This is a genomic window from Catenulispora pinisilvae (assembly GCF_015356865.1).
GTDB classification, from domain to species: Bacteria; Actinomycetota; Actinomycetes; order Streptomycetales; family Catenulisporaceae; genus Catenulispora; species Catenulispora pinisilvae.
This window is the reverse complement of sequence record NZ_JAAFZA010000302.1, coordinates 1-11,127: the sequence shown is the minus strand read 5'-3', so window position 1 is coordinate 11,127 and position 11,127 is coordinate 1. Positions and strand designations below refer to the sequence as shown.

At 71.6% G+C, this 11,127-nt stretch carries 12 protein-coding genes and 1 pseudogene; 4 read left to right on the top strand and 9 right to left on the bottom strand.

What is annotated here, in order from left to right; genetic code table 11:
- Positions 1–147 precede the first annotated feature (147 nt).
- Positions 148–540, top strand: coding sequence for an antibiotic biosynthesis monooxygenase (locus IZR01_RS43960; RefSeq protein ID WP_194927287.1), 393 nt, complete (start codon positions 148–150; stop codon positions 538–540).
- Between the two features lie 20 nt (positions 541–560).
- Positions 561–1,133, top strand: coding sequence for a GNAT family N-acetyltransferase (locus IZR01_RS43955; protein WP_194898579.1), 573 nt, complete (start codon positions 561–563; stop codon positions 1,131–1,133).
- Here IZR01_RS43955 and IZR01_RS43950 read toward each other — a convergent pair.
- The 8 genes from IZR01_RS43950 to infC all read right to left on the bottom strand — a co-directional run bounded on the left by IZR01_RS43950 (position 1,123) and on the right by infC (position 9,392).
- Positions 1,123–1,803 (bottom strand): DUF1579 domain-containing protein, encoded by a 681-nt coding sequence (locus IZR01_RS43950; protein ID WP_194927286.1) that lies wholly within the window; start codon positions 1,801–1,803, stop codon positions 1,123–1,125. The genes IZR01_RS43955 and IZR01_RS43950 overlap by 11 nt on opposite strands.
- A gap of 77 nt (positions 1,804–1,880) precedes the next feature.
- On the bottom strand, positions 1,881–4,400 hold the full coding sequence (gene pheT, locus IZR01_RS43945; protein ID WP_194927285.1) for a phenylalanine--tRNA ligase subunit beta: 2,520 nt from the start codon (positions 4,398–4,400) through the stop codon (positions 1,881–1,883).
- Positions 4,400–5,527 carry a phenylalanine--tRNA ligase subunit alpha gene (gene pheS, locus IZR01_RS43940; RefSeq protein ID WP_194927284.1) on the bottom strand — a complete coding sequence of 376 codons (1,128 nt, stop codon included), beginning with the start codon at positions 5,525–5,527 and terminating at the stop codon, positions 4,400–4,402. Before pheS ends, pheT begins: the two co-directional genes overlap by 1 nt.
- A 155-nt stretch (positions 5,528–5,682) precedes the next feature.
- Positions 5,683–6,843 carry a sensor histidine kinase gene (locus IZR01_RS43935; RefSeq protein WP_323747272.1) on the bottom strand — a complete coding sequence of 387 codons (1,161 nt, stop codon included), beginning with the start codon at positions 6,841–6,843 and terminating at the stop codon, positions 5,683–5,685.
- A gap of 171 nt (positions 6,844–7,014) precedes the next feature.
- Entirely contained in the window at positions 7,015–7,833 is an 819-nt protein-coding gene (locus IZR01_RS43930; protein WP_194927282.1) for a TrmH family RNA methyltransferase, read from the bottom strand.
- Between the two features lie 69 nt (positions 7,834–7,902).
- On the bottom strand, positions 7,903–8,289 hold the full coding sequence (gene rplT, locus IZR01_RS43925; RefSeq protein WP_194898586.1) for a 50S ribosomal protein L20: 387 nt from the start codon (positions 8,287–8,289) through the stop codon (positions 7,903–7,905).
- Positions 8,290–8,343: 54 nt separating this feature from the next.
- Positions 8,344–8,538 carry a 50S ribosomal protein L35 gene (rpmI, locus tag IZR01_RS43920; protein ID WP_194898587.1) on the bottom strand — a complete coding sequence of 65 codons (195 nt, stop codon included), beginning with the start codon at positions 8,536–8,538 and terminating at the stop codon, positions 8,344–8,346.
- Positions 8,539–8,675: 137 nt separating this feature from the next.
- Entirely contained in the window at positions 8,676–9,392 is a 717-nt protein-coding gene (infC, locus tag IZR01_RS43915) for a translation initiation factor IF-3 (protein ID WP_194898589.1), read from the bottom strand.
- 374 nt (positions 9,393–9,766) lie between these two features.
- Here infC and IZR01_RS43910 point away from each other — a divergent pair, with 374 nt between their 5' ends.
- Positions 9,767–10,180 carry a DUF1844 domain-containing protein gene (locus tag IZR01_RS43910; protein WP_323746670.1) on the top strand — a complete coding sequence of 138 codons (414 nt, stop codon included), beginning with the start codon at positions 9,767–9,769 and terminating at the stop codon, positions 10,178–10,180.
- 34 nt (positions 10,181–10,214) lie between these two features.
- Here the strand turns inward: IZR01_RS43910 and IZR01_RS43905 are convergent, their stop codons facing one another.
- Complete coding sequence (locus IZR01_RS43905; protein WP_194898588.1) at positions 10,215–10,724, bottom strand: SseB family protein; 510 nt, start codon at positions 10,722–10,724, stop codon at positions 10,215–10,217.
- A gap of 109 nt (positions 10,725–10,833) precedes the next feature.
- Here IZR01_RS43905 and IZR01_RS43900 point away from each other — a divergent pair.
- Positions 10,834–11,127: pseudogene (locus IZR01_RS43900) on the top strand (hypothetical protein); the annotation flags it as partial.

Genomic DNA, 11,127 nt, shown 5'->3' with positions numbered 1-11,127 from the left:
GCCCCCGATTCGGTCCGGGGAACCCGTCCCCACCAGGGCCCTTGCGGTGTTCCCTGGTTGACACCAATTCTCGGCGGCGGCGCTTGCGTTTGGCTTGCGCCGAGCGTGCGGGAGGCAAGACTGTGAAGCGGAGAGAGGGGACACATCATGATCATCAGGATCTGGCGGGGCTGGACCACCCCGCAGAACGCCGACGCCTACGAGGCACTGCTGCGGGAGGAGATCACCGGCGAGTCCGTGAACGGGGCCCAGACGCCGGGGATGCTCGGGATCGACGTGCTGCGGCACGATCCGGACCCCAGCGACGCCACGCAAGCCTGCGCCGCCAAGGCCGCCGACACCGCCCCCGAAGTCGAATTCAGCACGATCATGTCCTTCAACGACTGGGACGCCGTCCGCGCCTTCGCCGGCGCCGAGCTCCACGCGGCCGTGGTCCCGGATGCCGACCGGGCCCTGCTGACCCGATGGGACGAGCGGTCCCGGCACTATGACCTGCTCTCTCGCGACGGCAACTGGAAAACCCTTGCGGACGACCAGTAGCACCACAATGATCACGACGTATGACCGAACCCGCTGAACGACCGAAGGCCCTGACCGCAGACGTCCGCCCGCCGGAGACCATCGATCTGGACGGTTTCCACCTGCGCCGCCCCACCCTGGACGACACCCAGGCGCTGCACGACGCGGTCGTCGCCACCTTCGCCGAACTGCACCCGTGGATGCCCTGGTGCAAGGAGCCGGTGGAGATCGGGGAGCAGCGGGGGTTCATCGAGCGCTCCACGACGGACTGGGCCGGGCAGGCGGCGTTCAACTGGCTGATCATGGACGCCGGCGGCAACCTGATCGGCACCATCGGCCTGATGGACCGGATCGGCCCCGGCGGCCTGGAGATCGGCTACTGGCTCCGGACCGGCGCCACCGGCCGCGGCGTGATGACCCGCGCCGCCGCCCGCGTCACCGACATCGCCCTGGCCCTGCCGGGCATCGACCGGGTCGAGATCCACTGCGACGCCGCCAACGTGCGCAGCGCGGCGGTGCCCCGACGCCTCGGCTACCGCCTGGACCGCGAGGGGCCGGCGGAGCCGACCGCGCCCGGGGAGTCCGGGCTGCAACAGTTCTGGATCACCCCCTGAGGCCGGAAACTCGATCGGCACTGCGGACACTGCGGACACTGCGAGCACTGCGAACCTCGGCCGAGCCCTGCACCGCGTACGAGACCCGCGTGAAAGACATCCGCCAGTTGTGAACCCAGCTGTCCCCCTCGTCGAAGGAGAAAGCCTGCTCCCAGCGCGCCGTGTCTGCATCGAACACGTCCCAGGTGAAGCGCACCTCGATCGGCTTGCCGCCGACGCTGTCCGGGCCGCGGAACTCGCCGTGGGTGCCGTCCCAGCGGCCTGAGACCGGTGGTTCGAGATGGCCGGGGTTGCCGGTGGCGGCCCACCAGATATTCCACAGGCGGGTCTCGGGGTCGAACAGGCGCAGCGACATGCCCTCGTGGGCGCCGTTCGGCATCGCGAGGGTCTGGTTGTCGACGTTGCCCAGGCCCCCGAGGGTCTGGCGCAGCCAGTGGACGCCGTCGAACTCCACCCACTCCCGGCACTCCGGGTCCGCCATATCGGCGAGCTTTCGGTGCCGGACGTGCCAGGTGCCGGCCAGGAAGTCGAAGTCGTGGCGGCCGTCGTCGATCAGGTCGTCGGTCGGGCCGTCAGTCGGGTCGCCAGTCAGGTCGCCAGTCAGGTCGTCGGTCGGGTCGCCAGTCAGGTCGTCGGTCAGGTCGTCGATCAGGTTCTCGGGCGTGGTCATGGCCCAACAATGAACCCCCTCCACTGACACCTCATGTCAGTGGAGGGGGCCCGGAAAAACCTCACTGCTACGAGCCGCTACGACCGCAGCACCGCACCGGTCCGCGAAGCGGCCAGCTCCACCGCGCTGTCCCGGGCCTGGCTGGCCTCCTCGGCGGTCAGCGTCCGGTCCGGGGCGCGGAAACGCAGCGCGAAGGCCAGGGACTTGCGGCCCTCGCCGATGCGCTCGCCGGTGTAGACGTCGAACAGCCGGACCGACTCCAGCAGCGCCCCGGCGCCCTCGCGCAGCGCCGCCTCGACGTCGTGCTCCGGCACCATCGCGTCGACGACCAGCGCGACGTCCTGGGTGGCGACCGGCATCGAGGAGATGGCGGGCGCCTGGGTCAGGACCTCTTCGGCCGGGATCATCCGGTCCAGTTCCAGTTCCATCGCGGCGGTGCGGGGCGGCAGGCCCAGCTCGGCCACGACCCGCGGGTGCAGCTCGCCGGCGTGGCCGACCAGGCGGCCGTCGACCGCCAGCCGGGCGCAGCGGCCGGGATGCCAGGGCTCGTGCTGGTCCTGGCTGATCTCCAGCTCGACCCGGCACGCGTCGGCGATGATCCGCGCGGCCTGGATCGCGTCCTGCCAGCCGGCCGGACGCCCGGGGCCCCACCAGCCGGCCGGCTCGCGCAGCCCGGACAGCACCACCGCGACGCGGCGCGGCTGCCGCGGCAGCGCGGCGTCCAGCGAGGCCAGCTCCTCATCGGTCGGGCGGCGCTCGACCGTCAGGCGCGGCGCCACCGGGGCTGCGTCCTTGCGGGGATGGAACACCAGCCCCTGCTCGAACAGCGCCAGGTCCGCGGTGCCCCGGCCGACGTTGCGCCGCAGCGCCGCCAGCAGCCCGGGCAGCAGCGTCGTGCGCATCGACGGCTGCTCCTCGGAGATCGGGTTGGCCAGCGGCACGGTGATCCGGCGCGGGTCGTTCTCCGGCAGCCCGAGTGCGTCCAGGTCGGCCTGGCCCAGGAACGGGTAGGCGATCACCTCGGCGTAGCCGGCCGAGGCCAGCGCCGTGCCGACCCGGCGGCGGATCCGCTGGGCGTGCGTGTAGCCGGTGCCGGCGCTGGCCCTGGGCAGCGTGGCCGGCAGCCGGTCGAAGCCCTCCAGCCGGATCACCTCCTCGGCCAGGTCGTTCGGGTCCCGCAGGTCCGCACGCCAGCTCGGCGGGGTGACGACCAGATCGTCGTCGCCGGACGCTTCAAGGTCGCAGCCGACCTGGTGCAGCCGGCGCTCGACCTCCTCGCGGGTGTAGTCGACGCCCGCGACGCGCCCGGGGTGGGTCCACGGGATCGTCAGCGCCGCCGGCCGGGTCACCGCGCCGATCACGGTCACGCCCGGCTCGGCGGTGCCGCCGGCCAGCTCGACCAGCAGGTCCACCACCCGCTGCGCGGCCGCGGCGGCCGCGCCGGGATCCGCGTCGCGCTCGAAGCGCTTGGCGGCCTCGGAGGGCAGCTTGTGCCGGCGCACCGTCTTCGCGATCGACGTCGCCTGGAAGTGCGCCGCCTCGACCACGACCTCGGTGGAGCCGTCGTGGATCTCGGTGGAGGCCCCGCCCATCACCCCGGCCAGGCCGATCGGCCCGGAGTCGTCGGTGATCAGCAGGTCCGCCGGGTCCAGCTGCCGCTTGCCGCCGTCCAGCGTCTCCAGCACCTCGCCGGCCCGCGCCCGCCGGACCACGATCGGCCCGCTCAGTCGCTGCCGGTCGTAGGTGTGGATCGGCTGGCCCAGCTCCAGCATCACGTAGTTGGCGACGTCGACGATCAGCGAGATCGGCCGCATCCCGGACATCTGTAGCCGGCGCTGCATCCACAGCGGCGAGGGCGCGTGCGGGTCGATGCCGGTCACGGTGCGCGCCACGAAGACGTCGCAGCCCGCCGGATCCTCGATCTTCACCGGGTAGCCGGAATCGTTGGCCTCCGGCGTCTGGATCGCCGCCGGGTCCTGGAACGGCACGTCGAACCCGGTCGCCGCCTCCCGCGCGATCCCGCGCAGGGACAGGGTGTAGCCGCGGTCCGGGGTGACCTCGAACTCGATGACCTCGTCGTCCAGCCCCAGGTACGCGATCGCGTCCGCGCCGACCGGCGAATCGGGCGACAGCACGATGATGCCGTCGCCTGCCTTTGAATCAAACACAGCGTCGCCCATGCCGAGCTCGCCCGCCGAGCAGATCATGCCGTTGGAGTCGCGGCTGTAGGTCTTGCGCGCCGCGATCCGGAAATCGCCGGGCAGGACCGCGCCGGGCAGCGCCACGACCACGTGGTCGCCGACCGCGAAGTTGCGGGCGCCGCAGACGATCAGCTGCGGGTCGGCGGCGGAGCCCGGGCCCTCGGCGGCGGCCGTCACGACCACCTGGCAGTGCCGGATCGGCTTCTTGAACCCGGTCAGCTCCTCGATGGCCGCCACCTTGCCCACGACCAGCGGCCCGGTCAGGCCCTCGCCGACCCGCTCGATGGTCTCCAGCTTGCCGCCGCCGGTCTGGGTCAGCTTGTCCGCGACCGCGAAGGCCGTGGTCCCGTCCGGCAGCGCGACGTAGTCCTGCAGCCAGGAGTAGGGGACGTGCATCAGATCTCCATCCCGAACGGGAGCGTGAAGCGCACGTCTCCCTCGATCATGTCCCGCATGTCCTGCACGTTGTTCAGGAACATCAGGGTCCGCTCGACACCCATCCCGAAGGCGAACCCGCTGTAGCGCTCGGGGTCCACGCCGCACGCGATCAGCACGCGCGGGTTGACGATGCCGCAGCCGCCCCACTCGATCCAGCCCTCCGAACCGCAGGTGCGGCACGGGTGGTCGGGGTCGCCCACCGAGGCCCCCTTGCACACGAAGCACTGCAGGTCGACCTCGGCCGAGGGCTCGGTGAACGGGAAGAAGTGCGGACGCAGCCGGGTCACCACGCCGTCGCCGAACATCGCGGTGGCCCAGTGGTCCAGCGTGCCCTTCAGATCGGCCATGGTCAGGCCCTCGTCGACGGCCAGGCCCTCGATCTGGCTGAACACCGGGGTGTGCGTGGCGTCCAACTCGTCGGTGCGGTAGGTGCGGCCGGGCGAGACGGCGTAGACCGGGGCGCCCTGGGCCAGCAGCGTGCGGGCCTGGACCGGCGAGGTGTGGGTGCGCAGCACCATGCCGCTGCCGGTGCCCTCGGCTCCATCGCCACCCGCGACGAAGAACGTGTCCTGAAGATCGCGCACCGGGTGGTCCGGCGGGAAGTTGAGCGCGTCGAAGTTGTACCACTCGGCCTCGACCTCGGGGCCGTCCACCACCTGGTAGCCCATGGCCACGAAGATGTCCGCGATCCGTTCCTGGACCGTGGTCAGCGGGTGCCGGGCGCCGCGCGGGGCGCGGTCCCACGGCAGGGTGACGTCCACCGCCTCCTCCACCAGGACCCGGGCGTCGCGCTCGGCCCCCAGCACGCTCTGCCGCTGGGCCAGCGCGGTCTTCACCGCGCCCCGGGCCTCGCCGATCCGCTTGCCGGCCTCGGCGCGGGCGGCCGGGGGCAGCGCCCCGATCTCCCGGTTGGCCAGCGCCAACGGGGCGCGGTCGCCGGTGACGGCGATCTTCACCTGGTGTAGTTCGTCCAGCGACGCCGCGGCGGCGATCGCGGCCAGCGCGTCGGCCCGGTGGCGGGCGACCTCGTCGGGCTTCACCGCCTCGACTTCCACTGGGTCGTACGACTTGTTAGGTGCCGACATGTTGTTGTTTTCTCCATGGATTTAGTGGCCCCGCGAGGTCGGCGGAGTACTAGCCGAGTCTAAGGGGGCCACGGAACGAACACGGATCGGCGTCCATGCGGGAGCGGCGGGAAGCCCGCGCGCCGGAGCTTGCTTCGAAGCAGGTCGAGGCAGCCCTACGCGACGGGCAATGTAAATCGGAAGCGCGCGCCGCCCTCGGCGCCGTTCCCGGCGGACACCAGGCCGCCGTGGGCCTCCACGAGGCCCTTCACAATGGACAGGCCAAGGCCGGTCCCGCCCCTGCGGCCACCCCGCCAGAAACGGGTGAAGACGCGGTTGAGCTGGTCCTCCGGGATCCCGGGACCTTGATCGCTCACCGCAACCGCCACGCTCGACACACCTTCGACACCAGTATGGAGACTGTCAGGACGGGGCCGGTCGTCCTCGGCCCTTGCCTCAATAGTGACAGTTCCCCCGCCGTGCCGCACGGCGTTTTCCAGAAGGTTAGCCAGCACTTGACGTAATTTGTCCGGGTCGGCGGACACCGGCGGCAACCCGCGCGGGATCCGGATCCGGAACGTCTCCTGCGGCACGCCCTGCGCCACGCAGGCCCGCACCTGGTCGGTGATCAGCTCGCGCAGGTCCACCGGGACCCGGTGCAGCCGCAACCGGCCGGAGTCCAGGCGCGCCACGTCCAGCAGCTCGGCGATCAGCCGCACCACCCGGTCGGCGTCGGCGTCGACGGTCTGGAGCATCATCCGCTTCTGGTCGTCGGTGAACCGGTCCCAGCGCGCCAGCAGGGTCGCGGTGAAGCCCTTCACACTGGTCAGCGGGGAGCGGAGCTCGTGCGCGACGGTGGCGATCAGGTCGGACTGCCGGTGCTCCCGGCGGCGCCGGGCCTGGGTGCCGCGCAGCGCCAGCACCAGGCCGGTGACCGGGGTGGAGCGGCCGTCGCGGCGTACATAGCGGGCGGTGACCAGCAGTTCGGTGCCGACTTCGGGGTCGGCGTCCGGGCTGTCGTCCTCGGGCAGGAACAGCTGCGACTCCGGATGGCCGGTCCGTATGCTCAGGCCGCCGTAGGGATCGGTGAGGTGCCACCAGTCGCGGCCGTCCACGGTCCGCAGCGGCAGGACGTCGGCGAAGTCCCGGCCCAGGGCGTCCTCGGCGCCGATCCCGGTGAGCGCGACCGCGGCCCGGTTGAACACCCGGACCCGGCCGGCGTCGTCGGCGGCGACGAAACCGTCCGGCAGGTCGTCGGGCGTCAGCAGACCGTCCAGGGCACCGGCGAACAGGCGCAGGCCCGGCCCCGCCTCCCGTGCCCCGACCGAAACGCTCACCTGAGGAATCCTCCCGCCTGACCGCGCCGACATCGCACTATGCGTTTCCCGCGTCACCTTCCGTTGATCCGCCAGACTATCGAACCGCTCTGACGGATCACCGACCACAGTGGCGAACTATTCGCCACGGTGACCGTCTCCGGACTCGGAGCGGACTTCTGGGGGACGCGCCTAGCGTTGCGCCCGGGCAGAGGAATATAAGCACACTGCTGACGCCGTCGCCAGGTTGAGGCTCTCGGCCCGGCCGTGGATCGGCACCCGGACCGCCTCGTCGGCCAGCCCGAGTAGGGATTCGGGCAGGCCCCAGGCCTCGTTGCCGAACAGCCAGCAGGTGGGCTGGGCCAGCCGGCCGGAGTCGAGTTCGTCGTCCAGGTCGGCGGCGCCGGTGCCGTCGGCGGCCAGGATCAGCAGGCCCACGGCGCGCAGCGCGCGGACCGCGTCGGCGGCGCTGACGTCCAGGGCCACCGGCACGTGGAACAGGCTGCCGGCCGAGGCCCGGACCGCCTTGGGGTTGTAGACGTCGACCGACTCGGCGGTGACGACCACCAGGTCCGCCCCGGCCGCGTCGGCGCACCGGATCACGGTGCCGGCGTTTCCCGGATCGCGGACGTGCGCCAGCAGCGCGACCAGTTTCGGGGTGCGCTCGGCGAGGAAGTCCTCGAGCGGGACGTTGAGGAACCGGCAGACCCCGATCAGTCCCTGCGGCGTGACGGTCTCACTCAGCGACTGCACCAGATCCGGGGTGGCGATGGTGATCTTCGAGCCCTGCCGGCCGGCGGCCTGGACGATCTCGCCGTACCGGTCGGCGGCCTCCCGGGTGGCGAACAGCTCGACCAGCACGCCGTCGAGCTCGGCGGCCTCTCGGACCGCCTGCGGGCCCTCGGCCAGGAACAGCCGCTGCTTGGCCCGGAACGAGCGCGAGACGAGCCGCCGGGCCGCCACCGCGCGGGGTGCGCGCGGGTTGGACAGCTCAGGACTCGCCTCGCTCATGCTCACCGTGCCTAACTGGCGAAGTGGGGCTGGGAGACCGCCGGGAGGGGCGGTCGAGATCCGCCAGGCTCAGGCGGCCGTCTTCGGCGCGTTGACGTCGGAGGGCAGCGCCTTCTTGGCGGCCTCGACCAGCGCGCGGAACGCCTCGGTGTCGTTGACCGCGAGCTCGGCCAGCATCTTGCGGTCGACCTCCACGTTCGCCAGGTTCAGACCCTGGATGAAGCGGTTGTAGGTCAGGCCCTCGGCGCGGGCCGCGGCGTTGATGCGCTGGATCCACAGCCGGCGGAAGTCGCCCTTGCGGTCCTTGCGGTCCCGGTAGGCGTAGACGAGGGAGTGGGTGACCTGCTCCTTCGCCTTGCGGTACAGGCGCGAGCGCTGGCCGCGGTAACCGCTGGCCTGTTCCAGGACGACCCGGCGCTTCTTCTGGGCGTTCACTGCCCGCTTGACGCGTGCCATTGTTCTATCTCCTGCTCAGTAACTAGGTCGGTGGGCGATGCGCCGCGGGGCGCCTCAGCGGCCGAGCAGCCGCTTGATGCGCTTGACGTCGGACTTGGCGACCTCGACCTCGCCGGTGTGGCTGCGGGTGTACTCCGAGGACTTGCGCTCGAAGTTGTGGCGCATGCCGGCCTGGCCGCGCATGATCTTGCCCGAGCCGGTCACCTTGAAACGCTTCTTGGAGCCGCTGTGGGTCTTCTGCTTCGGCATGACGCCGTTTCTCCTTCACATAGGGCGGATCCGGTGGGTTTCCCCACACGGATCCGCTCTCGCTCTCGCCCCGGGGCGGCCGCCCCGCCCCTAGTGCGGGGGGCCGTGCTCCCGGAGCCGGTCCGGCCTGACCGTGGTCAGGACTGCTCTTCGGTGGCCTGGTCGGCGCCGGCCGGAACGGCGGCGGCGACGACGGCTTCGGCCTGCTCGACGACCTCGACCGCGTCGGCGGCCTCGGCGCCCTCGACCAGTTCGGCCGACTCGGCGTGCTCGGTGTCACGGCCGCTCAGGCCGGCCTTGCGCTCTTCCTTGGCCGCGCGGGCCTCGGCCATGGCCTCGGTCTTCTTCTTGTGCGGGCCGAGGACCATGATCATGTTGCGGCCGTCCTGCTTCGGCGCGAACTCCACGAAGCCGAGCTCGGCCACGTCCTCGGCGAGCTTGCTCAGCAGCCGCCGGCCGAGTTCGGGCCGGGACTGCTCGCGGCCGCGGAACATGATGGTGATCTTGACCTTGTCCCCGGCCTTCAGGAACCGCACCACGTGACCCTTCTTGGTCTCGTAGTCGTGCGGGTCGATCTTCGGGCGGAGCTTCATCTCCTTGATGACCGTGTGCGCCTGGTTCTTGCGCGCCTCACGGGCCTTCAGGGCGGACTCGTACTTGTACTTGCCGTAGTCCATGACCTTGACGACCGGCGGGCGCGCGGTCGCCGCGACCTCGACCAGGTCGAGGTCCTGCTCCTGAGCCAGCCGGAGCGCGTCCTGGATCGACACGATGCCGACCTGCTCACCGTTGGGGCCGACCAGCCGCACTTCGGGAACGCGGATCCGGTCGTTGATACGGGGCTCAGTGCTGATGGGGCCTCCTACGTTTTGGGCTCATGGCCCGGGTCTGTTCGATGCGCGGCCCCGCGAAAACGCAAAAGCCCCGCACGACACGCATGCGAGGCTCCACCACCGGACTGACCGACGCCGGGAGGACATGTCGGGACGAGCGCGAACGCCGCCCCCACACCCTTCGGCGTGAGGCTATGTGACCGGACCCGTACGCCCGAGGGCGAACCAGGTGGGAGATGGAATCTCCGCTTGCGGATCGAGGCACGCGCGAACATGCCCGATCGGTCGTGACACCGATACTAGCAGCTTCCGAGGAGGTGCCGTGACCACGGGTCACCGCCCGCACCATGGGAAGCTGTACCGGCAAAACGAGAGATCCGCCGCGAGGAGCCGCAGTGACCGACAACACCCCCGAAGACGCGGGCATTCCCGCCGACGCCGCGCAGGCCGCCGCTGAGACCGCCGCTGCCGACGGCTCGGCCGGCGAGCAGCGCGACCTGGCCGACGTCCCCGCGGTCGAGGTCATCGGGACGGTGACGGTGCACCTGATGAGCGCGGCGGCGGTGAAGCTGGGCCTGGCCGAGAACGGCGAGGACGACCTGGACCTGGACGAGGCCCGCAAGCTGATCACCGCGCTGGCCGGCCTGATCACCGCGGCCGCCCCGGAGATCGGCTCGCAGCACGCCGGGCCGTTGCGGGACGGGCTGCGGACGTTGCAGTTGGCGTTCCGGGAGGCCTCGCCTTATCCGGACGAGCCGGGGCAGGGACCGGGCGAGAAGTTCACCGGCGCGGTGTACAGCAGGGCGTAGCGCGGGGCGCGTGCGCCTGGCGAACTACGTAGTACTACGCAGGGTTGCCGTCGGCGGTGCCCTCGGACTTCTCCAGCACGGCCGCGAACGCCCGCACGGCCGCCGGCTCCACTTCCAGGAACGAGGGCCGGCCGAGGTCCACGAGCACGATCTCGGCGCCTTCGGCCTTGGCCGCCGCGCAGGCCCGGGGGAAGGGCACCGGCATCGGGCGGGCCTCGGGGTTCCAGGTGGTCAGGGCCTGGACCGAAGTGAACAGCGGCAGGGCCCGGGTGCCGTCCGGGGCGACCAGCGTCACCAGCGCCATGTCGCTGTTCTTGTCCCGGCGCAGGTTGCGGCCCTGCTCGTCGGGGACCTCCTCGGCCTCGCCGAGCACCGCGACGATCGGGGCCAGGACCCGCGCGTTGAGCAGATAGCCGTAGGTGTGCTCGACGGTCGCCTCGCCGCGGCCGTGCGCCTCCAGGACCGAGAGCAGGGCCGGGTCCGCGGCTCCGTCGTCGTTCGGGAAGGCGGAGGGGGCCAGCGTGCGTCCGGCGAAGTCGGTCATGGGCTCGACTCTAGTGGGGGCCCAGGCTGTGCTCGGCACCGTGGGTGCCGCGGTGGAGTCGGCGGCCGGGTCAGCGGGGGCCGGGGCTGGGACTGGGGTTGGAGTTGGAGTGGGAGCGACCGGCGGCGCGAGCATCTCGGTCGGCGCTGACGCACTCGGCATCGGTGCGCTCGGCATCGGTGCGGTGGGCAGCGGCTGGGTCGGCGCCGGTCCGTACTGCATTGGCGGTCCGTACTGCATTGGCGGTCCGTACTGCATTGGCGGTCCGTACTGCATTGGCGGTCCGTACTGCGCCGGCGGTCCGGGCGGCATCGCAGCACCGGGCATCGGCATCCCCGGCGGCAGCGGCCCGAACGGCATCACCATCCCCGGCCCCATCGCGCCACCCATCGCCCCGCCCATC